22 protein-coding genes are annotated in these 22,969 nt (G+C 70.3%); 12 read left to right on the top strand and 10 right to left on the bottom strand.

The window, feature by feature from the left end; genetic code table 11:
• Positions 1 to 7 precede the first annotated feature (7 nt).
• From N4G70_RS19045 to N4G70_RS19035, 3 genes are all read right to left on the bottom strand, one after another.
• Positions 8 to 268, bottom strand: coding sequence for a hypothetical protein (locus N4G70_RS19045; protein WP_261713861.1), 261 nt, complete (start codon positions 266 to 268; stop codon positions 8 to 10).
• A gap of 24 nt (positions 269 to 292) precedes the next feature.
• Complete coding sequence (locus N4G70_RS19040; protein ID WP_261713860.1) at positions 293 to 478, bottom strand: hypothetical protein; 186 nt, start codon at positions 476 to 478, stop codon at positions 293 to 295.
• Between the two features lie 306 nt (positions 479 to 784).
• Complete coding sequence (locus N4G70_RS19035) at positions 785 to 1,549, bottom strand: GntR family transcriptional regulator (RefSeq protein WP_261713859.1); 765 nt, start codon at positions 1,547 to 1,549, stop codon at positions 785 to 787.
• Positions 1,550 to 2,029: 480 nt separating this feature from the next.
• On the opposite strand from N4G70_RS19035, the gene N4G70_RS19030 reads away from it, so the two are divergent.
• From N4G70_RS19030 to N4G70_RS18990, 9 genes are all read left to right on the top strand, one after another.
• Positions 2,030 to 3,310 carry an extracellular solute-binding protein gene (locus N4G70_RS19030; RefSeq protein WP_261713858.1) on the top strand — a complete coding sequence of 427 codons (1,281 nt, stop codon included), beginning with the start codon at positions 2,030 to 2,032 and terminating at the stop codon, positions 3,308 to 3,310.
• 75 nt (positions 3,311 to 3,385) lie between these two features.
• Positions 3,386 to 4,384, top strand: coding sequence for a carbohydrate ABC transporter permease (locus N4G70_RS19025; protein ID WP_261713857.1), 999 nt, complete (start codon positions 3,386 to 3,388; stop codon positions 4,382 to 4,384).
• Between the two features lie 29 nt (positions 4,385 to 4,413).
• On the top strand, positions 4,414 to 5,271 hold the full coding sequence (locus N4G70_RS19020) for a carbohydrate ABC transporter permease (RefSeq protein WP_261713856.1): 858 nt from the start codon (positions 4,414 to 4,416) through the stop codon (positions 5,269 to 5,271).
• Positions 5,272 to 5,280: 9 nt separating this feature from the next.
• Positions 5,281 to 6,807, top strand: coding sequence for a glycoside hydrolase family 3 protein (locus N4G70_RS19015; RefSeq protein WP_261713855.1), 1,527 nt, complete (start codon positions 5,281 to 5,283; stop codon positions 6,805 to 6,807).
• Positions 6,808 to 7,606: 799 nt separating this feature from the next.
• Positions 7,607 to 8,692, top strand: coding sequence for a phytanoyl-CoA dioxygenase family protein (locus N4G70_RS19010; RefSeq protein WP_261713854.1), 1,086 nt, complete (start codon positions 7,607 to 7,609; stop codon positions 8,690 to 8,692).
• The gene (locus tag N4G70_RS19005) at positions 8,674 to 9,993 is read left to right on the top strand and encodes a DUF6271 family protein (RefSeq protein ID WP_261713853.1); all 1,320 of its coding nucleotides are present in this window, start codon (positions 8,674 to 8,676) and stop codon (positions 9,991 to 9,993) included. Before N4G70_RS19010 ends, N4G70_RS19005 begins: the two co-directional genes overlap by 19 nt.
• Complete coding sequence (locus N4G70_RS19000; RefSeq protein WP_261713852.1) at positions 9,986 to 11,158, top strand: type III PLP-dependent enzyme; 1,173 nt, start codon at positions 9,986 to 9,988, stop codon at positions 11,156 to 11,158. Before N4G70_RS19005 ends, N4G70_RS19000 begins: the two co-directional genes overlap by 8 nt.
• The gene (locus N4G70_RS18995; RefSeq protein WP_261713851.1) at positions 11,159 to 11,677 is read left to right on the top strand and encodes a GNAT family N-acetyltransferase; all 519 of its coding nucleotides are present in this window, start codon (positions 11,159 to 11,161) and stop codon (positions 11,675 to 11,677) included.
• 6 nt (positions 11,678 to 11,683) lie between these two features.
• Positions 11,684 to 12,856 (top strand): MFS transporter, encoded by a 1,173-nt coding sequence (locus N4G70_RS18990; RefSeq protein ID WP_261713850.1) that lies wholly within the window; start codon positions 11,684 to 11,686, stop codon positions 12,854 to 12,856.
• Between the two features lie 375 nt (positions 12,857 to 13,231).
• Here the strand turns inward: N4G70_RS18990 and nagB are convergent, their stop codons facing one another.
• The gene (gene nagB, locus N4G70_RS18985; protein ID WP_261713849.1) at positions 13,232 to 14,017 is read right to left on the bottom strand and encodes a glucosamine-6-phosphate deaminase; all 786 of its coding nucleotides are present in this window, start codon (positions 14,015 to 14,017) and stop codon (positions 13,232 to 13,234) included.
• Between the two features lie 601 nt (positions 14,018 to 14,618).
• On the opposite strand from nagB, the gene N4G70_RS18980 reads away from it, so the two are divergent.
• A complete protein-coding gene (locus N4G70_RS18980) occupies positions 14,619 to 16,085 on the top strand; it encodes a sensor histidine kinase (protein WP_261714028.1) in 1,467 nt (488 codons plus the stop codon).
• Between the two features lie 213 nt (positions 16,086 to 16,298).
• On the opposite strand, the gene N4G70_RS18975 is transcribed toward N4G70_RS18980, so the two are convergent.
• Positions 16,299 to 16,556: a WhiB family transcriptional regulator gene (locus N4G70_RS18975; protein ID WP_004937597.1), complete on the bottom strand. Its 258-nt coding sequence runs from the start codon at positions 16,554 to 16,556 to the stop codon at positions 16,299 to 16,301.
• Positions 16,557 to 16,873: 317 nt separating this feature from the next.
• Positions 16,874 to 17,839, bottom strand: a complete 966-nt coding sequence (locus tag N4G70_RS18970) for a diacylglycerol kinase family protein (RefSeq protein ID WP_261713848.1) — start codon at positions 17,837 to 17,839, stop codon at positions 16,874 to 16,876.
• Between the two features lie 95 nt (positions 17,840 to 17,934).
• On the opposite strand from N4G70_RS18970, the gene N4G70_RS18965 reads away from it, so the two are divergent.
• Entirely contained in the window at positions 17,935 to 18,366 is a 432-nt protein-coding gene (locus N4G70_RS18965; RefSeq protein WP_261713847.1) for a hypothetical protein, read from the top strand.
• 81 nt (positions 18,367 to 18,447) lie between these two features.
• On the opposite strand, the gene N4G70_RS18960 is transcribed toward N4G70_RS18965, so the two are convergent.
• The 3 genes from N4G70_RS18960 to N4G70_RS18950 form a co-directional block, all read right to left on the bottom strand.
• The gene (locus N4G70_RS18960) at positions 18,448 to 19,398 is read right to left on the bottom strand and encodes an RNA polymerase sigma factor SigF (RefSeq protein ID WP_399035987.1); all 951 of its coding nucleotides are present in this window, start codon (positions 19,396 to 19,398) and stop codon (positions 18,448 to 18,450) included.
• Positions 19,395 to 19,808, bottom strand: a complete 414-nt coding sequence (locus N4G70_RS18955; protein ID WP_120721444.1) for an anti-sigma regulatory factor — start codon at positions 19,806 to 19,808, stop codon at positions 19,395 to 19,397. The genes N4G70_RS18960 and N4G70_RS18955 overlap by 4 nt, the downstream gene beginning before the upstream one ends.
• A 288-nt stretch (positions 19,809 to 20,096) precedes the next feature.
• Positions 20,097 to 20,357, bottom strand: a complete 261-nt coding sequence (locus tag N4G70_RS18950) for a UBP-type zinc finger domain-containing protein (RefSeq protein WP_120721443.1) — start codon at positions 20,355 to 20,357, stop codon at positions 20,097 to 20,099.
• A 56-nt stretch (positions 20,358 to 20,413) separates the two neighbouring features.
• On the opposite strand from N4G70_RS18950, the gene N4G70_RS18945 reads away from it, so the two are divergent.
• Positions 20,414 to 22,012: a Na+/H+ antiporter gene (locus tag N4G70_RS18945; RefSeq protein ID WP_261713846.1), complete on the top strand. Its 1,599-nt coding sequence runs from the start codon at positions 20,414 to 20,416 to the stop codon at positions 22,010 to 22,012.
• A 31-nt stretch (positions 22,013 to 22,043) separates the two neighbouring features.
• On the opposite strand, the gene N4G70_RS18940 is transcribed toward N4G70_RS18945, so the two are convergent.
• Positions 22,044 to 22,925: a 1-aminocyclopropane-1-carboxylate deaminase/D-cysteine desulfhydrase gene (locus N4G70_RS18940; protein WP_261713845.1), complete on the bottom strand. Its 882-nt coding sequence runs from the start codon at positions 22,923 to 22,925 to the stop codon at positions 22,044 to 22,046.
• Positions 22,926 to 22,969 lie beyond the last annotated feature (44 nt).

Raw genomic sequence — 22,969 nt, 5'->3', positions numbered from 1 at the left:
GGCGGTTTCACAGGAGCCTGAAGTCCGTGATGTGGAAGCGGGCGAACTCCGGCGACGCGGCAAGGAGCCGTACACAGACGTCCAGGGCGCGGGCGACGGCCTCGGTCTCGTCCGGACTCCGGAGGTAGAGGGCCAGCCGGATCGACTGGCCCCACACCAGCGCACGGGCCGGCTCCTCATGGCCGCAGTGCGCGTCGATGCGCCGGAGTGTTTCGATGACCTGTGTCTTCGTCGGGGGTTCGGCACAGTCCCCGTCAGAGGCGGTCATCGAGATGCCGACGAGGTAGATGGGTCAGCCCCAGGAGAATCCGTCACCGGGGTTCGGGGACGGGACGGGGACGACGACGGTGGCGGAGTCGGCGGCGCCGGCGAATTGATGGGCCGGCACGGTGGTGTTTCCCTGTGCGGTCAGTACGCATGCGAACAAGGCGGCGGCCGGAAGGAGAAGAGCCGCGATCGAACGGAACCTGGCACGCATCGAGAACCACCTTTTCGTAAGGAGCGGGATTTCCTTTGGCGGGTTCAACACTGGCGGACGGCGGACGGGGTGTCACCGGAATCCGGGTGGCCACAACCGCCCGGCAGGACGGTGCCACCGAAGCCGGCCCCGTCCGGCGGCCCGATCACCCGGCTCAGCAGGGGTTCCGTCGCCGGGGGCACTTTGGTGCCAGGCACAAGGTGCCTGTGTCCCACTGGAGTTGGACTCGAAGCCCCGGGGAACGCGAAACGGCCACGCCCTGAGGGCGTGGCCGTTTCTCTGCGGTACGGGTACGGGGGCGGGGGCTCAGTCGGCCGGGCGCTTGAGGCGGGCCACGAACTTGTACCGGTCGCCCCGGTACACCGAGCGCACCCACTCCACCGGCTCGCCCTGGCCGTCCAGGGAGTGCCGCGACAGCATCAGCATCGGCAGGCCCACGTCGGTGCCGAGCAGCCCCGCCTCGCGCGGGGTGGCGAGCGAGGTCTCGATGGTCTCCTCGGCCTCCGCCAGATGCACCCCGTACACCTCGGCGAGCGCGGTGTAGAGGGAGGTGTACTTCACCAGGGAGCGGCGCAGCGCCGGGAAGCGCTTGGCGGACAGATGGGTGGTCTCGATGGCCATCGGCTCGCCACTGGCCAGGCGCAGGCGCTCGATGCGCAGCACCCTGCCGCCCGCGCCGATGTCGAGCAGGCCCGCGAGGGTGTCGTCGGCGGTGACGTAGCCGATGTCCAGGAGCTGGGAGGTGGGCTCCAGGCCCTGGGCCCTCATGTCCTCGGTGTAGGAGGACAGTTGCAGCGGCTGGGAGACCTTCGGCTTGGCGACGAAGGTGCCCTTGCCCTGGATGCGTTCGAGGCGGCCCTCGACGACCAGTTCCTGAAGAGCCTGGCGCACGGTGGTGCGGGAGGTGTCGAACTCGGCGGCCAGGGTCCGCTCCGGGGGCACCGGGGTGCCGGGCGGAAGGGTTTCCGTCATCTCCAGCAAGTGGCGCTTGAGGCGGTAGTACTTGGGAACGCGCGCGGTGCGGGTGCCCGCGGCCGTCTCCGTCTCGCTCCCGCTCCCGTCGGCGGTCATGGTCTGCCTTCCCGAGTGCTGCGCTGCTGCCGTCACCGGCTCCTCCGTCTGTCGCGGCTCACATGGTGGCACGGACCGGTCACGGGTCGTCGCCCTCCGTCAGGGTGTCGGTCCGGGAACGCGATCGACAAGCCCTTCTTATACACCGCCGTGCGGCGGACGTGCGGAGAAGTGCCCAAGTTGGTCTAAACCATTAAAGCTCAGGGGGCCGCACGCGGCAGCTCGGCGGGGGCCGGGAGGGGCGCGCGGGGGAGGAGTTGGGGGGTGTGTCGGGCGGTGAGGTGTCGGTCCGATAACGGACGGTCTCAGCGTTCTTATCGACCCTTGACACCCCAATAGGTCTAGGCCAAGCTCCCGGTACTGGTCTAAACCATTAAAGACCAGATCCCAGCCCCACGGGCAGTACTCGTCGTATGCCGCATCGCGGTGGGCGGGGCCACGCAGAAGGCAACGGGGTCAGTCATCCCTGAGGAGAGTGGCGTGAAGCGCAAGCTCATCGCGGCGATCGGCGTCGCGGGCATCATGATCGGTGCCGCGGCATGCGGCGGCAGTGACAAGAAGGATGGCGCCGCGGGGGGCGACGCCAAGGAGCTGACCGTCTGGCTGACGGTCGACGCCCAGAAGAACTGGCCCGAGCTGGTGAAGGCCGCGGACGACGCGATCGTCGCCAAGCACCCCGGCCTGAAGATCAACCACGAGTACTACGGCTGGCCGGACAAGAACGCCAAGCTCGACGCGGTCCTGGCCACCGACAAGGCGCCGGACGTCGTCGAGATGGGCAACTCGGAGATGCTGCCCTACACGGTCAAGGGCGCCTTCGCCGAGGTCGACCCGTCGAAGTTCGACAACTCGGCCGGCTGGCTGGACGCGCTCAAGGCGTCCGTCACGTACAACGGCAAGACCTACGGCGTTCCCTACTACGCCGGTGGCCGCACGGCGACCTGGCGCAAGGACATCGCCGCGGAGTCGGGGATCACCGCGACCCCCAAGACGTACACCGAGCTGACCGCCGACCTGGACAAGATCCAGGCCAAGCAGGGCGACAAGTTCAGCGCCTGGTACCAGCCCACCCGCGACTGGTACGCGGCCATGTCCTTCGTCTACGACGCCGGCGGCTCGATCGCCAAGCAGGACGGCGACAAGTTCAAGGCGAACCTGTCCTCGCCGGAGTCCGTCAAGGGCCTCACCGAGTTCAAGAACGTCGTCGACAAGTACATGAAGAACGACAAGACCAAGGACGAGGCGGACCGCCCGATCGTCTACGGCCAGGGCAAGTCGGCCCTCGTCTTCAGCCCGGCCTGGGAAGGCGCCAACGCCGCCCTGCCGGAGAACGACAAGGTCGGCAAGCTCGCCGAGAAGATCGAGAGCTTCGTCATGCCGGCCCCGTCCGGCAAGGCCATGCCGGTCTTCCTCGGCGGCTCGGACCTCGCGGTCCCGGTCAAGTCCAAGGCGCAGGCCCTCGCGGCCGAGTGGATCAACGCCTTCACCGGCACCCAGGGCCAGAAGGGCCTGGTCGCCAAGGGCAACCTGCCCAACAACAAGGCGGACCTCGCGCCCCTGAAGGCGGACCCGAAGACGGCCGTGCCGGCCACCGCGGCCGAGTCCAGCTGGTTCGTCCCGATGGCGCCGGGCTGGGGTCAGGTCGAGAAGGCCAAGACCCTCCAGGACATGCTCCAGGCCATCGGCACCGGTAAGAAGACGGTCGAGGCAGCCGCGAAGGACGCGGACGCCGCGATCGACAAGGTCATCAACACCAAGTGACCTTTGGGCAGGGCCCCGTCACGGTGACGGGGCCCTGCCTGGCCAGTTCCAGAGAGGGATCACCAGGAGCGCGCGATGAGTGCCGCAGAGACAACCACCGCCAAGGTGCCGCCGGCGCGGCGCGACCCACTACCGGGTGCTGGATCCGGTCATCCCGGCAAGCCGGGGAAGAAGCGCGGCACGGGCGGGGGAGCGGCGGTGCCCTGGGCACTGCTCGCACCCTGTCTGATCGTCCTCGCGCTCGTCCTCGGCTATCCGCTGGTACGGCTCGTCACCCTGTCCTTCCAGAAGTTCGGGCAGCCCCAGCTCTGGGGCTTCCAGGCCGCCGAGTCCGTCGGCCTCGACAACTTCACCGATGTCCTCGGCGACAGCGAGTTCTGGCACGTCGTCGTGCGCACCATCGTCTTCGCCGCCACCGCGGTCGTCCTGACCATGGTCGTCGGCATGCTCATAGCCCTGCTGCTCCAGCGGGTCTCGGGCTGGGTCAAGACCCTCATCAACATCGCCCTGGTGGCGAGTTGGGGCATGCCCATCGTCGTCGCCATCACCATCTTCAAGTGGATGTTCGACAGCGACTACGGCGTACTGAACTGGCTGCTCAGCCAGTTGCCCGGGGTCGACGTCACCGGACACAACTGGTTCATCGACAGCACCCAGGGCCTCGCCGTCATCATGCTGCTGGTGGTCTGGGGCGCGGTGCCGTTCGTGGTCATCACCCTCAGCGCCGGTCTCACCCAGGTCCCCAAGGAGCTGGAAGAGGCCGCCCGGCTCGACGGCGCCGGATCCTGGGGCGTGTTCCGCCACGTCACCCTGCCGATCCTCAAGCCCATCATCGTGATGCTCGCGACGCTCTCGGTGATCTGGGACATGGGCGTCTTCCCGCAGGTCTTCGTGATGCGCGGCGGCCACCCCGAGCCGGAGTACCAACTCCTCACCACGTACTCGTACGACAAGGCCTTCGTCGTCAACGACTACTCCCAGGGCTCCGCGATCGCCCTGCTCACCGTGCTCCTGCTGCTCGGTGTGATCGCGGTGTACATGCGCCAGATGCTCAAGATCGGGGACGTCGAGTGAGCTCCGCGATCGCAAAGGACGGAGTGACGATGGCCGCCTCCACCGCCGCCACGCGTACCAGGCCCAGCCGCAAGAAGACCAAGCTGGGCTGGAACCTGCTCGGCCTGCTGGTCTTCGTCACCGCGGGCTTCCCGGTCTACTGGATGCTGAACACCGCGTTCAAGCCCTCCACGGAGGCGATCGACCCCGATCCGCACCTGTTCCCCACGCACTTCACGCTGGACAACTTCCAGCGGGCGCTCCAGATCGGTGACTTCTGGGGCTCGATCGGCCGGTCCCTGACCGTCTCGCTCGTCGTCGTCATCATCGGCATCGCGGTCGGCCTGCTCGCGGCCCTGGCCATCTCCCGGTTCGCCTTCCGCGGCCGCAAGATCGTCATCATCGGCATCCTCGCGGTCCAGATGGTGCCGCTGGTCGCCATGATCATCCCGGTCTTCCTGCTCCTCAACGACCTGGGTCAGTACGACAAGCTCTCGGGCCTGATCATCACGTACCTGACCTTCATCCTCCCCTTCACGGTGTGGACGCTGCGCGGTTTCATCGTCAACGTCCCCAAGGAGCTGGAGGAGGCGGCCATGGTCGACGGGTGCACCCGCACCGGCGCCTTCATCCGCGTGGTCTTCCCGCTGCTCGCCCCCGGCATGGTGGCCACCTCGGTCTACGGTTTCATCCAGGCGTGGAACGAGTACCTCTACGCCCTGATGCTGATGAGCCAGAATCACCAGACGGCCACCGTGTGGCTGTCCAACTTCACCACCCAGCACGGCACCGAGTACGCCCCGATGATGGCCGGATCGACCATGATGGCCGTTCCCATCGTGATTCTCTTCCTCCTCGTCCAGCGCAAGATGGCCGCGGGTCTGACGGCCGGCGCAGTGAAGGGATAACCCCGCCCCATGACGACTATGACCACGGGTTCCGCCACACTGACCCGCGACGCCCTCGCCGTCCTCCAGCCCGGGTTCGTCGGCACCACCGCCCCCGACTGGCTGCTGCGCCGCATCGGCGAAGGCCTGGCCTCCGTCGGCCTGTTCGGCCGCAACATCGTCTCCGCGCCCCAAGTGGCGGCCCTGACCGCCCAGTTGAGGGCCGAGCGGGACGACCTCCTGGTGGCCATCGACGAGGAGGGCGGTGACGTCACCCGCATAGAGGTCCGCACCGGCTCGTCCTTCCCCGGCAACCTGGCCCTCGGCGCGGTCGACGACCTGGACCTGACCCGCGAGGTCGCGCGCGAACTGGGCCGCCGGCTCGCCGCGTGCGGGGTCAACCTGAACTGGGCGCCGTCCGCCGACGTCAACTCCAACCCGGACAACCCGATCATCGGCGTACGGGCCTTCGGGGCCGACACCGACCTGGTGGCCCGCCACACGGCCGCCTACATCGAGGGCCTCCAGGCCGCCGGGGTGGCCGCCTGCACCAAGCACTTCCCCGGCCACGGCGACACCAACGTCGACTCGCACCACGCGATGCCCCGTATCGACGTGGACCTCGACACGCTGCACCGGCGTGAGCTGGTGCCTTTCCGTGCCGCCATCGCCGCGGGTTCCAAGTCGGTCATGAGCGCGCATATCCTGCTTCCCGCGCTCGACCCCGCCCGTCCCGCCACGCTCAGCCCGCGCATCCTCACCGGACTGCTGCGCGAGGAGCTCGGCTACGACGGGCTGATCGTCTCGGACGCGGTGGAGATGCAGGCCATCGCGGGGACGGTCGGCATCGAACGAGGCTCCGTCCTCGCGATCGCGGCGGGCGCCGACGCCCTGTGCGTCGGCGGCGGCCTGGCCGACGAGGGCACCGTACTGCGGCTGCGCGACGCGCTGGTCCAAGCGGTACGGGACGGCGAGCTGGCCGAGGAGCGCCTGGCCGACGCCGCCGCACGGGTCCGTGCGCTGGCGGCGTGGGCCCAGCGGGCCAGGGCCGAGGCGACGCCGGGCGCGGCGGTGCAGGAGGGGACCGCGCCCGGCGCCACCACCGGCATCGCGAGCGACATCGGCCTGGTGGCCGCGCGCCGGGCCGCCCGGATCACCGCGGCGCCGTCGTGGCGCCCGCTGGAGTCGGCCCCGTACGTGGCGACGTTCACGCCGGTCATGAACATCGCGGTGAGCAGCGAGACCCCCTGGAGCATCGGCGCCGAGCTCGCCGAGCTGCTGCCCGGGACCGAGGGGGGCACCTTCGGCACGGACAGCGGCGCGGCCGAGGTGCTGGCGGCCGCGGGGGAGCGCCGGGTCGTGGCGGTCGTCCGCGACGAGCACCGCCACCCCTGGATGGCGGCCGCCCTCGACGCCCTGCTCGCGGCCCGGCCGGACACGGTCGTGGTCGAGATGGGCGTGCCGCGGGCGACCGCGCGCGGGGCGCTGCACATCGCCACCCACGGTGCGGCCCGGGTGTGCGGGCGCGCGGCGGCGGAGGCCATCGCCGGGGTATGACCCGGCGCGAAAGCCGCGGGGCGGGGTGACGGTCGGCGGACCGTGACCCCGCCCCGTTTGCATGTGCGGGTACGGGCGGGGACACGTGAAGAAGATGTACGAAGGGGCCGAGTTTTCATGTCCGAGAGGGCCGACTTCCCACGCGCCACTCGGAGGGACCAACTCCGCTTCCCGCTCCGGGCGGCCGTCAACTCGGCTGTGCGGAGCTCTACTTGACAGTACGTATCACCTGCGTGTCCGGTGCGTGAACCCATCCCATTTGTGCCGCGTGGGGCCCCAACTTGGGGCTTGACACCGGAAGTTGGTCTAGTCCACCTTGGAGGTACGCAAGATCGGTGTAGGTGCCCTCGGCCCGCGAGCGGCACCGTGCGCAAGGAGGTGGCAACCCCGGCCCAGTCTTCGTGGAGACCCTCACTCTCCACCTGGTGACCGGCCGGCGCGACGACGCGCCGAGCACGCCACGACCGGTTGCCCCGCGCCTCTTCGCTCTCGCAATGCTCGACTGTGAACCGGTCGGCGCAAAGCCTCCGCCGAGGGCGCCCCGCATCGCCCGGCACCCGCACATCCCCGGCCCCGGACGGCCGCGGCGCGGGCCGGACGCGAGGACGACCGTACGCCGACCCCTTGTGCCGCAGCGCTTCGCCGCCGTCCGTGACCTCCCCCGGCCGGCCGCGCGACCCGCTCCGGACGCCGCACCCCGCCGATCCCCGCCCGCAGGAAGCCCGCGCCACGGGCCGATTCCCCATGCCACCCGGGGATCCGCACAGCCACCGACCCTTTTCGACCCTGGAGCGATCGCATGCCGGCCCCCGACCGATATCTCTACCGAGCCGCCTCCGGCGTCCCCTACTTCAGCTCCGACGGCGGCGAGACCTACCTGGCCCGGACGCCCCTGCGCGACCTGGAGAAGACGCGCCCGCTGCGCGTCCTGTCCGAGGACGACTTCGCGTTCTGGCAGACGTACGGCTATGTCGTCGTGAAGCAGGCCATCCCGGCCGACGCCGCCCGGCGGCTGCTCGACTTCGCCTGGGACTTCCAGGGCCTGGACCCCGAGCGGCCCGAGACCTGGTACTCCGAGGACCGTACCTTCGCCACCGAGCTCGAACAGCACCTGCACGTCTACGGGTTCGTCGAGGCCTACCACCACCAGCTCCTGTGGGACAGCCGCCAGACGCGACGGGTCTACGACGCGTTCGCCGACGTATGGGACTGCGAGGAGCTCTGGGTCACCCTCGACCGGCTCAACCTGAACCCGCCCAACGTCAAGGACCGGGACCGCGCCCTGATCGAGCCCACCGACAAGGGCTTCGACATCGAGCTGCACTGGGACGTCGACACCACGCTCGGGGTGCTGCCGCAGCGCGTCCAGGGGATCATCGCGCTCAACGACACCCAGGACGACCACGGCGGATTCCAGTGCTCGCCCGAGCTGTTCCGTCGCTTCGAGGAGTGGAAGGTCACCCAGCCCGCCGACCGCGACCCCATCCGGCCGGGCGCCGACCGCACCGAGTTCCCGGTCGTACGGCCCGAACTGAAGGCCGGCGACCTGCTGATCTGGAACGGGCTCCTCGCGCACGGCGTGGCCGCCAACACCTCTGACAACGGTGTCCGCGCCGTCCAGTACCTCTCGATGATGCCCGCCCTGGAATCGGACCAGGAGGTGCGCAAGTCCCGCGTCGAGTCCTGGCGCAGCCTGAGCACCCCGGACTGGAACAAGACGCTGGTCGGCGACGCCCGACGGCACGAATCCCTCAGGTATCCCACCGCCACCCTGAACGAGCTCGGCGCGAAGCTGCTCGGCCTCGAATCCTGGCACGGCCAGGACGCGGCCGGACAGGACGCCGAGCGGCCGACCGGAGATCCGTCATGCGCAGCATCTGCCTGACCCTGCCCACCAACCGGCCCTGCGCCGCCACGATCACCGCGCTCGGCGAGGAGGCCGCGTACGCCGCCGAGCACTTCGACGTCGAGGTGCATCTGCTGGTCCTCGACTCCTGCGCCGCACCCGTCCACGCCGAACACGCCGTCGCACTCCGGCAGTTGACGCCCCGGCCCGATGTCGTCGTGCACCACCTGGACGAGGCGCGCCAGCGCGACTTCCTCCAGCGGGTCATCGAACGCTCCGGCGTCGCCAAGCCCGAGCTGATGCTCGACCTCATGCTGCCCGCCGACGTCTCGTACGGGGCGTGCACCAACCGCGCCTTCCTGATCGCGAGCGCGCTGGGCTGTACGTCGGTGCACCGCAGGGACTCCGACAGCAGCTACCAGGCGCTGGACGGCGAACCCGTGTACCCCATCCACCACGAGCTCCTGTCGCTGGGCAAGCGGGCCGTGGACGCCCTGCCCGATGTCACCCGCACCCGGCTCGACCCCGCCGACGTGTACAAGCCCGTCGCGATGGTGGGCGCCTCGTTCGTGGGCGAACTGTCCGTGGACATCGGCGAGATCCGCGAGCTGGACCCCGAGATCTACTACGAGGTGGTCGGCCTGTGGGCCGAGGCCGGGACCCCGGCCGAGGAGCGCCGCGAGCTGGTCGACGACTCCTTCGTCGGCGCCGGCACCGACCCCTTCACCCACGACGAGTCGACGCTGGGCACCCCCGACATCTGGCGTGTCGACATGTGCAACATCGGCCTCGACCACGAGGTCTACGAACGCGTGCCGCTGCCACCCGCGACCAGCACCATCGGCAGCGACTACTTCCTGCTGCACCTGGTGCGCGACGCGACGCTGCCCGGCGTGGTGCACAACCGGCACATCGTGAACTACTACACCCCCGAGCGCCGGACGGGCCCCGGGTTCACCGCCTACCAGCTCCGGTTCACCAAGTTCCTCCTGTCGATGCTCTACCTCTACCCCGTCTACACGGCGATGGAGCGGGCCCGTGGAGCGCTGCTCGACGAACAGCACCGCATACGCGTCGACGAGATAGCCCGCCACGTCGGGCACAGCGTGGGCGCGGACCGGACCGAGAACATCCGCAGGCTCGACGTACTGGACCGCTGCTACCGCCAACTGGGCGCCAAATACGCCGAGTTCGCCGATCACATCGTCCCCCTTCGCGAACGGCTGCTCGACGAGGCCCAGGCCGACATGGAGGACTTCGCCCTGCTCATCGAGGCATGGGGGCCGCTGGTGGCGGCCAGCAGATCCGAGCGCCCGGCCCGGGGTGTCGACGATGCGTGAGAGCACGGCGCTCCGGGCGGCCCTGACGGCCGCCACCGACGACCGGATCTTCTTCGACCTCACCGGCATCGAGGCCCAGTACGCGGCCCTGCTGCGCGAACTGCCCGGCATCGCGGTGCGTTTCGCGATGAAGGCGTGCCCGGTGGACGAGGTCCTCGCGTGCCTGGCCGGCCGGGGCGCCGGCTTCGACGCGGCCAGCCCCCGCGAGATCGAACAGGCCCTGCGGACGGGCGTACCGGCCGACCTAATCCACTACGGCAACACGATCAAGTCGGACGAGAACATCGCCGACGCCTACCGCCTGGGCATCCGTGACTTCGCGACCGACAGCGTGGAAGATGTCGCGGCGATCGCCCGACTGGCCCCCGGATCACGGGTGTTCTGCCGCCTGGCCACCAGCGGTGAGGGCGCGCTGTGGGGCCTCAGCCAGAAGTTCGGCTGCTCCGCCGGCGACGCCGTCCGCGTCCTGGAAGCGGCGCGCGACGCGGGTCTGATCCCGTCGGGGCTCTCCGTGCACGTCGGCTCACAGCAGATGACGTCGGAAGCCTGGCGCAGTGCGCTGGACGACCTGACGGACCTGGTGGGAATCCTCAACGGGCGCGGAATCCTGCTCGACACGATCAACCTCGGCGGCGGCCTGCCCGCCCTCGGCTGCCTCGACAGACGGGGCCGGCCACTGGACCCGCCCCTGGACAAGATGTTCGCCGTCCTGCGCGAGGGAATGCAGCGCCTGCGCGAGGAATCCTTGTCACCACTGGAGTTCCTCATGGAACCCGGACGCCATCTGGTCGCCGACCACGGCGCCATCCGGGCCCGCGTCTCCCGCCTCACCACCCGGCGCCGTCCGGACGGCGAGCGCGGCCACTGGCTGTATCTGAGCTGCGGCAAGTTCAACGGGCTCTACGAGATGGACGCGTTGCAGTACCGCCTGGAGTTCCCCGGCCACACGGCCGGCCGCCATGTCCCCGCCGTGATCGCGGGCCCCACCTGCGACAGCGACGACGCCTACGACCACGAGTCGGGCCCTGTCCAGGTTCCCGCCGAGGTGGCCTCCGGTGACCCGGTCTGGGTCCACTCCTGCGGTGCGTACGCCATCGGCTACACCACCCGGGGCTTCAACGGCTTCGATCCGCTGCCGTACACCTGCATCGGAGGTTCGCGGTAGATGTCCCCGCTCAAGACCCAGCTCCCGCCGGACACGGACGTCCTGATCCGCCCGCTCGCCGAGCGCGACTGGGACGCCATCGTGGCCCTCGAAGCGGGCGCCTACACCGAGGACGGCCTCTCCGAGGGCCGCGAAGCCCTCAAGTCCCGCTATTGCGCGGGCACTTGCTTCGTCCTGGAGCACGAGGGCCGCGTCGGCGGATACCTTCTGGCGCTGCCCTATCCGCCCTTCACCAGCCCGGACCTGAGCAGGGCCGAGCAGGCCGGCCACCCCTCGCGCAACCTCCACGCCCATGACCTCGTCATCGCCGAGCACCTGCGCGGCCGGGGCCTGGGCCCCCGACTCCTGACCCATCTCCTCATCACCGCACGAGAGTTGGGGTACGAGCGGATCTCCCTCGCGGCGGTCCGGGGGGCCCACGTGCTGTGGGCCCAGCTCGGCTACCGCCCCCACCCCGAGGTCGAACTGCCGGCGAGCTACGGCCCGAACGCGATGTACATGTCCATGGAAGTAGGCTGACAACGCATGTATCGCGTGCGCGATGACTACCGGCGATCCCAAGCGGCGATCGCGGCACTGTTCTGCTGCCTCGGGTTCCAGTACGCCACCTGGGTCTCGCGGATTCCCGCCCTCAAGACGAGGCTCGACCTGTCCGAGGCGCAACTCGGCCTGCTCCTCATGGTCTGCGGAGCCGGCGCGGCCATCTCCTTCCCGCTGGTTGCGGTCCTGACGAAACGGCTCGGCTCGCGCCGGCTCGCCCTCCTCTCCGCGCTCGGCCTCGGCGTGGTCCTGCTCGCCCTCTCCGTCACGCCGAACTATCCGGTCACGCTGCTCATCGTGTGCTGCGACGGGATCGCGGTCGGCTGTCTCAACGTCGCCATGAACGCGCAGGCGGCGGCCCTGGAGGTCAAGTACCGGCGGACCACCATGGCCAAGATGCACGCCACGTTCAGCGCGGGCTCGCTGTTCGCCGCGCTGCTCGCCTCCGGCGTGACCTCGCTCTCCTCGGCCCTCCCGTCCCACTTCGTCACGGCGACGGCGCTGCTCGCGCTGCTGGTGCTGGGTGCGAGCGGGGGCCTTCTGACGGACGACGCGCCTTCGGCGGAACCGGCTGTGCCGGTCGCCGAGAAGAAGTCCCGGGGTCTGACCCTGCCGACCAGGGTGACCATCTGGATGGGGCTCGCGATGGCGTTCGGCACGGTGACCGAGGGAGCCATGAACGACTGGTCGGCGCTCTACCTGAAGGACGTGGCGGGAGCGGCCGCGCACCTGGCGCCGCTGGGCATCGCCGTCGTCTCGGTGATGATGGTGCTGGCCCGCCTCTTCGCCGACGGCTGGCGCACCAAGTGGGGGGACGACCGGATCGTACGGGTCGGCAGCGCGCTGGCCGGCGCGGGCCTCACCCTGGCGCTGCTGGTCGGGGGAGTGGTGCCGGCCCTGATCGGCTTCGCCTGCGTGGGGCTCGGCATCGCGGCGGTGACGCCCTGCGTGTACGTGGCCGCGGCCCGCCAGGGCTCCGACGCGCTGGCCCTGGTGGCGGCCATGGGCACGACGGGTCTGCTGGCGGGGCCCGCGGTGATCGGCTTCATAGCCGACGGTACGGGGCTGGCCTGGGGGATGGGCGCGGTGGCGGCCTCGGCCCTGCTCGTCTCCCTGTGCGCGACACGCATCCGCTTCCCGGCGCTGGCTGAGGCGTAGGGGACGCTCCGGGGGCCCCGCCCCGCTCCCCGGTGCGCTTCCGCGCGTGTGCGTTTCGTCTGCGGTTGGTGGTGGCTGATCGCGCAGTTCCCCGCGCCCCTAGGGGGCTGGGGGCCCCGTCCCCGATGTGCCTCCGGGGTGTGTGCGTTTGGCTGCGGGTGGTGGGGGGCTGATCGCGCAGTTCCCCGCGCCCCTGGGGGTCGGCGCCGCGGTCGGCGGGCGGCCGGGGCGTTTGGGGGCGCGGGGAACTGCGCGAGGAGCGACCGGGGTCCGCAGGTGGAGGGGGTTTGGGGGCGCGGGGAACTGCGCGAGGGGGGCTCAGGGAGTCGCCGGGTCGGGGCGGGCGGCGTTCCGGGATCCGAGCCCCCCGGAGGGCTAAAGCCCTTGCCACACCGGCTTGTTGACGAACGTGTGCCGGAAGTACGGCGCAAGCTTCAGCTTCGACGCCGCCGCCTCGTCCACCACAACCGTCGCATGCCGGTGCAACTGCAGCGCCGACGCCGGCACCACCGCCGCCACCGGCCCCTCCACCGTCTGCGCGACCGCCTCCGCCTTGCCCTCGCCCGTCGCGAGCAGCACCAGGTGGCGGGCCTCCAGGATCGTGCCGATGCCCTGGGTGATCACGTGGTGCGGCACCTGGTCGATGTCGTCGTCGAAGAAGCGCGCGTTGTCGACCCGGGTCTGCTCGGTCAGCGTCTTGATCCGGGTGCGCGAGGCGAGCGAGGAGCAGGGCTCGTTGAAGCCGATGTGCCCGTCCGTGCCGATGCCCAGGATCTGGAGGTCCACTCCGCCGGCCGAGGCCAGCGCCAGGTCGTACGCCTCGCACGCGGCCTGGACGTCCTCGGCGGAGCCGTCCGGCCCGATGAAGGAGTCCGCGCCGAGCCCGAGCGGCTCGACGACCTGGCGGATGACGGTGGCGCGGTAGGACTCGGGGTGGCCGGCGGGCAGCCCGACGTACTCGTCGAGCTGGCACACGCGGGCCCGCGAGACGTCCACGTCACCGGCGGCGACCTTCGCGGTCAGCGCGTCGTAGATCGGGATCGGCGTCGAGCCGGTGGCCACCCCGAGCAGGGCGTCGGGCTTGCGGCGCCACAGGGCGGCGATCGACTCCGCGATGAGTTCGCCGCCTGCCTTGGCGTCCGGGACGATGACAACTTCCACGTGGGCCTGCCGATCTGGAGACGTGACACTACAACGGGCGTGGTATAGACCAATCTAGCAGAGCGACGGCCTTCACGACGGGCGGTCGCACCCACTGCCATGGTCGGCCGGACGGGTTGCCGGAACGTATACGGGGGCGGCCATTCGGAGGCATGGACCGTGGCGCGCCCACATTTCGTCCAGACGTCGGCCGGCGCGAGGAACGTCCGGCCGGGCGGCCCACCCGGGCGGAGATCGTCCCGCGAACGTGCCTGACCCGGACGGCCCACCGGCGCGGGAAACTCGCCGCCACCGAGGGTTGCGGTGCCCGGGTCGGCAGGGAATATTGCGGGGTGCAGATGGATGGACATGGCAGAATGGTCTAGTCCACAATGAAACAACACATCGCACTTCCGCCCACCCCGCACAGGCGGGCGGAACCGAGGCCCCGGCGCTCTCTGCCCTGACTGCGCCGTGACCTCCCTTGATGGCCGGGGGGACCGCACACCCGCCGGCCGGCAACCGGGCTGCGGTGCCCGGACGGGCCGAGGGTCCCGTCCAGGCGCCGCGGCCCGCAGTCATATGAGTGCTCCCGCGCAGGTACGCTCACCCCGTGCCCTCCATGAACGACCTCGTCCGCCAGCACACCGCTCTGAGTGAGTCCGACCTCGAGTGGCTGCACCTGCTGGTCTCGGAGTGGCAACTGCTCTCCGACCTGTCCTTCGCCGACCTCGTCCTGTGGGTCCCGACCCTGGACGGCACCCGCTATGTCTCGGTCGCACAGATGCGGCCCAACACCGGCCCCACCTCCTACCAGGACGACATGGTCGGCCACCTGGTGCCGCGCGGCCGGCGCCCGCTCCTGGACGCCGCGCTCGACGAAGGCCGCATCGTGCGCGAGGGCGACCCCGAGTGGCGCGAGGAGGTCCCGGTCCGCGTCGAGTCGATTCCGGTGCGCCGGGAGGGCCGCGTCCTCGGCGTCATCGCCCGGAACACCAATCTGCTCACTGTCCGTACACCCTCGCGGCTGGAACTCACCTACCTCCAGTCCGCGTCCGACCTGGCCCAGATGATCGCCGCGGGCTCCTTCCCGTTCCCCGGCCAGCAGGTCGACATGGACGCGTCGCCCCGCGCCGGTGACGGTCTGATCCGGCTGGACGCGGACGGCATCGTCCAGTACGCCTCGCCCAACGCGCTCTCCGCCTACCACCGCCTCGGCCTCGCCTCCGACCTCGTCGGGCAGCACCTCGGCCAGCTCACCGCCGACCTCGCGCCGGCCCGTGGCCCGGTCGACGAGGCCATCGTCAAACTCGCCAGCGGCTACGCCCCGAGGGAGGCCGAGGTCGAGGGCAACGGCGGGGTGATCCAGCTGCGCGCCATCCCCCTGAAGCCCAAGGGCGCGCGCATCGGCTCGCTCGTGCTGCTGCGCGACGTGACCGAACTGCGGCGCCGCGAACGCGAGTTGATCACCAAGGACGCCACCATCCGGGAGATCCACCACCGGGTGAAGAACAACCTCCAGACGGTCGCCGCGCTACTCCGCCTGCAATCCCGCCGGATGGACTCCGACCAGGGCCGCGAGGCGCTCAACGAGGCGGTCCGGCGCGTGGGTTCGATCGCCATCGTGCACGAGACGCTGTCCCAGAACCTGGACGAGCGCGTCGAGTTCGACGAGATCGCGGACCGCGTCCTGGCCATGGTCGCCGAGATCTCGCCCGGCAAGGTCAACTGCCGCCGCACCGGCCGCTTCGGCATACTCGACGCCGAGGTGGCGACCCCACTCTCCATGGTCCTGACCGAGGTGTTGCAGAACGCGCTGGAGCACGCGTTCGCGCCCGGCGAGCAGGGTTCGGTGGAGGTCTCGGCACTGCGGGGCGGCACCCGCGAGGAGGCCCGGCTGCTGATCACCGTGCGGGACGACGGCCGGGGACTGCCCGAGGGATTCGACGCCCAGCGCACCGGAAACCTGGGCCTTCAGATCGTACGGACGCTGGTGGAGGGCGAGTTGGGCGGAACCTTCGACATGCTGCCGGCCCCGGGGCGTGGCACGAAGGTCGTGCTCGACGTTCCGGTGGGACCCGACAAGTAGCGAACGCCTCCGCCCGGACAGGCGGCGAGTACCCCCGCATCATCGACGTACACCCCCGCATCATCGACGTACACACAGCAGCGAGCCCCGAACCATGAATGAGGTTCGGGGCTCGAATGCTGTGGGTTTTTCCTGCTGCGCGCTGCGGCTCGGGGGGCGGTGACTGCGTACGCTCTGTACGCGCCGCGCGGGGCTAAGGCGGGAAGTGGGGGCTCAGGCGGTCGCGTTGCGCGCCCGGTTGCGAGCGGCACGGCGCTTCATCGCGCGGCGCTCGTCCTCGCTGAGGCCACCCCAGACGCCGGAGTCCTGGCCGGACTCGAGCGCCCACTGCAGGCACTGCTCCATGACGGGGCAGCGGCGGCAGACGGCCTTGGCTTCCTCGATCTGCAGCAGCGCAGGACCGGTGTTGCCGATGGGGAAGAACAGCTCGGGGTCTTCCTCACGACAAACGGCGTTGTGACGCCAGTCCATGGCTGCTACCTCTCTCGGTGTTACATGCGGGTGCTTGTGAATGTGAACGCTTTCACGAATCCCTCAACAAGGGAAGGGCCATCTTCCAGTTGGACTGGTGGTGGTCCGTGATTTGAGGAGGGGTTCTGGCTTTCAGTGGAGGCCGGTGTTGCGGGCCGTCCCGATCGCCATGTAGAGATTCGCAAACCTCGGCGGCGGATACAACCCCTTCCGGAAAGTTTTTTTGGATTCCTCGGTGTCGACTGGGTCACAGTCGTACTTCCATGGGGTGGATGCCAGCCTAAACGTTCGAGTGAAAGGACTTTGGGCCCTTCCACTCACACAATCACACGCAGTGCACGGCGTACGCCTGTGAACGCGACGCTAGTACGCAGGCCCAGGTGGTCGCCGTCCATCTGGAACGGGAGCGGGGCCTTGGAATGCAAGGTGAAGTCCGTCAAGTCGTGGAGTGATACGGCGTGCTTGCCGTGCGGACCCCGTTCGGGGGTCGACGTCAGGAGCTGGGTGGCGTAGCGGGTCGCCGAGGGGGTGGTCATCTTCGTCAGGGCGAGGACGTCCAGGGCCGCCTCGAAGGAGGCCTCCGGAGATGCGTACAGCGGACGATTGCCCAGGTAGGTGTAGGGGGAGGTGTTGCAGACTATCGACAGGACAAGATCCTCGACGGGGTCCGAGCCGGGGCGCTCCAGGGTGATCTGGCCGTGTCTGCGATGGGGCTCTCCGAAGAACTGTCGGGCCACCTGGCGCAAATAGAGCGCGTGCGTCGAACGCTTTCCGCGCTCCCTCTGCTGTTCGACCCGGCCGACGACTCCCGCGTCGAATCCGAACCCGGCACAGAAAGTGAACCAGCGTTCGGGGACGCCTTCGTCGGGGCTGCCCGCGACTCCCGAGGCGAGACCGAGGCTCACCGTCCGGCTCCGGTTCTCGCGCAGCGCGTCCAGAATGACACCGGTCGACTCCACAGCGTCATTGGGCAGACCGAGCGCCCGCGCGAACACATTGGTGGAACCGCCGGGAACCACCGCGAATTCCGGGAGTTCGGGGCTCGGCCCGTTGTGCAGCAGTCCGTTCACGACCTCATTGACCGTGCCGTCGCCGCCGAGCGCCACCACCAGGTCGATGTCGTTGCTCTCGGCCGCACGGCGCCCGAGGTCCCGGGCATGGCCGCGGTACTCGGTGGTCACCGCCTCCAGCTTCATCTCGCTGGCGAGGGCGTGGAGCAGAACGTCACGCGTGCGCGCACTGGTGGTGGTAGCCGCCGGATTGACCACGAGAAGTGCACGCATGGGCGCCAGACTACCTACCGGGGGGTACCGGAGCGCACTCTGGGCCCGGCCGCCCGCCCCGGGGAGGGCCCCGTCGCGCGGGCTACCCTGGCCGGGTGAGTACTGAGCAGACCCCCGAAGCCCCCGCCGCGCGCCCCGGCCGGCTGACCGCCGCGGCGGCGCTGTCCGCGCTGGAAGGCCTCGCTCTGGTCGCCGGTGGCCTCTTCATGCTGGTGATGGGTCTCACTGGCAAGCCCGACCGGCCCACCCAGGCCGAGACGGGCGGTGTGACCCTGATGGTGCTCGGCCTGATCCCGCTGATCGCCGCGCGCGGACTGCTGCGCCGCCGGCGCTGGAGCCGGGGGCCCGCCATGATCACGCAGATCATGGCGCTGCCGGTGGCCTGGATGTTCCTCAACTCCGACGGTGCGCCCTGGATCCCGGCCGGCATCGCGCTCGCGGCGGTGGCCGTCAGCGGGCTCGTCCTGCTGGTGAACCCGGCCACCACCGAGGCGCTCGGGATCCGCGGGCCGATGCGCGACGCCTGAGGCGAAGGGCCCCGAGCGCGCTCCCGGGCCCGGTCGCTCCCCGAGGCGCGCCCGGAGCCCCGGGCAACCTCTCGGACCCGGCTACTCCTCGACGAGAAGCCTCTCCCGCAGCTGGGCCAGCGTGCGGGCCAGCAGCCGCGACACATGCATCTGCGAGATGCCGACCTCCTGCGCGATCTGCGACTGGGTCATGTTGCCGAAGAACCGAAGCAGCAGGATCCGCTTCTCCCTGGGCGGCAGGTCTTCGAGGAGCGGCTTGAGGGACTCGCGGTACTCGACCCCCTCCAGCGCCTCGTCCTCCGCGCCCAGCGTGTCCGCCACGGCGGGCGACTCGTCGTCGGTGTCCGGCACGTCCAGGGACAGCGTGGAATAGGCGTTGGCCGACTCCAGGCCCTCCAGGACCTCCTCCTCCGAAATGCCGAGCCGCTCGGCCAGTTCGTGCACCGTCGGTGAGCGCCCGTGCTGCTGGGACAGCTCCGCCGTCGCCGTGGTGAGCGCGAGCCGCAGCTCCTGGAGGCGGCGCGGCACCCGCACCGCCCAGCCCTTGTCGCGGAAGTGCCGCTTGATCTCGCCGACGACGGTGGGCGTCGCGTACGTCGAGAACTCCACGCCCCGCTCGGGGTCGAAGCGGTCCACCGACTTGATCAGGCCGATCGTGGCGACCTGGGTCAGGTCGTCCAGGGGCTCACCGCGGTTGCGGAAGCGCCGCGCCAGGTGCTCGACCAGCGGCAGGTGCATCCGGACCAGCCGATTGCGCAGTTCGGCCTTCTCGGACGAGCCGTCGGGCAGTTTGCGCAGCTCGATGAACATCGCCCGCGCCCCGCTGCGATCGCGTGGATCGTGGTGCCTGTGCTCGCTGTGTTCGCTCATAAGGGCCGCCCGCTCTGCCTGCTCCGCCGCGTACAAAACGCCATTTGGGCCATCCACAGGGCTGTCCTCCGGGTGCGGCCGGGCCTGCTGCTCCGGGATGCCCGCGGGGCGCGCCGCTTCCGGGATGCGCTCGCCGTCCCGCACCGGACCCTCCTCGCTCACGCCGGTCCGGGTCCCGCGCCGCGCTGTTTGTACAGGCTGATGGAGACCGTGCGGTCCTCGGCCACGGTGGAGTCGACCTTGCCGGCCAGGGCGGAGAGCACCGTCCACGCGAAGGTGTCGCGCTCCGGGGCCCGCCCGTCGGTGGTCGGCGCCGCGACGGTGACCTCCAGGGAGTCGTCGACGAGGCGGAAGACACAGCTCAACACGGAACCTGGGACGGCCTGCTGGAGCAGGATCGCGCAGGCCTCGTCGACCGCGATGCGCAGGTCCTCGATCTCGTCGAGGGTGAAGTCCAAACGTGCCGCGAGTCCGGCCGTGGCCGTACGCAGCACCGACAGGTAGGCACCCGCGGCCGGCAGCCGGACTTCCACGAAGTCCTGATTCCCGGGCTCGCCTGCGATCTGGGACACCCTCACCTCCAAGGTGGCACAAGCTCTGTCAAGGCCCGGGGAGGGGGGAGGTCCCGGGGCAGTGGGTACGGGGTCCGTACCTGGACTGGCGACGCTATCGCGATCCATGGTGCCCTGTCGCCGGAAGCTCTCCCGGCGGCTGTCACTCATGGTAAGCCTACGAGTACGGACAGTGGCTAGAGGTTTGCAGTGCCCAATTGCTGTGAACCGGGACCGGGTTGACGTACCCAGGCACCGCGGGCTTCGAACCTCCGCGTCCGCTCCGGACGGGGATCGGGGAACGGCTCCTCACACCAGCACGCCGTCCACGAAACACCAACGCCAGCTCTCGCCGGGCTCGAAGGTCCGCATCACCGCGTGACCGGTCTCCTTGAAGTGGCCCGTGGCGTGCTGATGCGGCGACGAGTCGCAGCACCCCACATGGCCACAGACCAGACACAGGCGGAGCTGGACGGGGTGCGTACCCTCTTTCAGACACTCCGGGCAGGTGTCGCTCAGCGGGGCCGGCTCGGGGCGCGGCAGTTCTGCAACGTGCGGGCACTCGCTCATGATGGCCAGGTTACGACGGAGCGCGGGGCACTGGTGAGTGGGGACGGACGGTTGTGATGGATGCATTGCCGCTGGTGGCGCTGATCGCGGCGAGTGCCGCGGTCGCGGGGGCCGCGCGCCGGACGCCGGTGCCGGCGCCGCTGCTCCTGGTGGCGGTGGGGCTGATGGGGGCGTACGTTCCCGGCGTTCCCGAGTACACCCTCGACCCGCACATCGTGTTGCCCCTGGTGCTGCCGCCGCTGCTGCACACGGCGGCCCTGGAGAGTTCGTACCTGGATCTGCGGGCCAACCTCCGTCCGGTGGCGCTGCTTTCGGTCGGCTACACCCTGTTCGCGACGGTCGTGGTCGGCTATCTCGCGTATCTGCTCGTACCCGATCTCCCGCTGACCGCGGCCCTGGTGCTGGGCGCGGTGATCGCGCCGCCGGACGCGGTCGCCGCCACCGCCATCGCCCGGCGGCTGCGGCTGCCCAGCCGCATCACCACGATCCTCCAGGGCGAGTCCCTGGTGAACGACGCGACCGCGATCACCGCGTACAAGGTGGCGCTCGCGGCGGCGGTCGGGGCCGGGGCCACCTGGGGCGACGGGCTCAAGGAGTTCGCGCTCGCCGCGATCGGCGGGATCGGGGTTGGGCTCGTCCTGATGCTGCCCATCCACTGGCTGCGCCGCCACCTCCACGAGGCGCTGCTCCAGAACACGTTGTCGCTGCTCATCCCGTTCATCGCCTATGCGGCGGCGGAACAGGTGGGGGCGTCGGGCGTGCTCGCGGTGGTGGTCGTGGCGCTCTACCTCGGGCACCGTTCCTGGCAGGTGGACTTCGCGACCCGGCTCCAGGAGGAGGCGGTGTGGAAGGTGGTCGCCTTCGTCCTGGAATCGGCGGTGTTCGCGCTGATCGGCCTGCAAATGCCGGTGGTTCTCAAGGGACTTGGGGAGTACGGGGTCGCTGAGGCGGTCTGGTACGCGGTGGGGGTGTTCGCCCTCGTGGTGGCCGCCCGCTTCGTCTGGGTCTTCCCGGCGACGTTCCTGCCGCGCGCGGTCTCCGAGCGGATCCGGCGGCGGGAGCCGGAGACAGACTGGACGGCGCCGGTCATCGTGGGGTGGGCCGGCATGCGCGGGGTCGTCTCGCTCGCCATCGCCTTCTCGATCCCGCTGACGATGGAGGACGGCCAGGACTTCCCGGCCCGCAACCTGGTCCTGTTCCTCACCTTCACCACGGTCATCGGCACCCTTGTCGTACAGGGTCTGACGCTGCCCCCGCTGATCCGGCTGCTCAAACTGCCCGGACGGGACACCCAGGCCGAGACGCTGGCCGAGGCCCAGGCCCAGAGCGAGGCCTCCCGGGCGGCCGAGGCCCGCCTGGAGGAGCTGCTCGCCGACGAGCGCAACACCCTGCCGCCGCCGCTCGCCGCCCGGCTGCGGACGGTCCTGGAGCGGCGGCGCAACGCTGTGTGGGAGCGGCTGGGGGCGGTCAACGAGACGACCGGCGAGTCGGCGGACGACACCTATCGGCGCCTGTCCCGCGAGATGATCGACGCGGAGCGCACGGTGTTCGTGTCCCTGCGCGACGAGCGCCGCATCGACGACGAGATGATGCGGACCCTGCTGCGCAGACTGGACCTGGAGGAGGCGGCCGCGTACCGGGAGGGCGAGGACTAGCCGCACCCCCGGCCGCCGGAACGTACGGGCCTCAGGGCCGCCCGGTGATCACCGCCGCCACCCTCGTGCCCGCCGGGAACGCCCCTTCCTCGGCCAGGGCCACCAGCGCGTACAGCAGTTTCGCCACGTACAGCCGCTCCACCCCCACGCCGTGCCGCTCCTCGAAGTCCCGGGCGAAGGCGTCCAGTTCGGCGGGCAGGCGGGCGTAGCCGCCGAAGTGGAACCGCTCGTCCAGCGTCCAGGCGCCCCGCACCTCGCCGAACGCGGCCCGCTGGAGGTCCCGTATCTCCTCGCCGAGGAAGCCGCCCTTCAGGACGGGCACCCCGAGCGCCCGCTGTTCCGGACCGAGTCCGGCGGCGAGCCCGGCCAGGGTGCCGCCGGTGCCGCAGGCCACCGCGACCACGTCCGCCTGCCCGCGCAGCTCGGCGCCCAGCTCCGTACAGCCTTGTACGGCAAGGGAGTTGCTGCCGCCCTCGGGCACGACGTACGCCTCGGGGGCCAACAGGTCCAGGAGGGCCGCCAGGACCTCGGGGTCGGACTTGCGGCGGTAGGTGGCGCGGTCGACGAAGTGGAGCCGCATCCCGTCCGCCGCGCACCGCGCGAGGGACGGATTGAGGGGCCGCTCGGCCAGTTCGTCGCCCCGGACGACTCCGATGGTGGGGAAGCCGAGCAGGCGGCCCGCGGCGGCCGTCGCGCGCAGATGGTTGGAGTAGGCGCCGCCGAAGGTGAGGAGGGGCCGGCCGGCGGCGGCGCGCAGGTTCGGCGCGAGTTTGCGCCACTTGTTGCCCACCAGGTCCGGGTGGATCAGATCGTCCCGCTTGAGGAGCAGCCGCACCCCGTGCCGCGCGAAACGCTCGTCCGCCGCTTCCTCCAGGGGCGAGGGGAGGCGGGGGACGAGCGCTTCGGAGGTCATGCCCCCATTGTCGCGGCGGCGGTCACGGAGGGCATCACGGCACC

The organism is Streptomyces sp. ASQP_92, assembly GCF_025399895.1.
In the GTDB taxonomy this organism is placed as follows: Bacteria; Actinomycetota; Actinomycetes; order Streptomycetales; family Streptomycetaceae; genus Streptomyces.
This window is presented reverse-complemented; position numbering and strand designations above follow the sequence as displayed.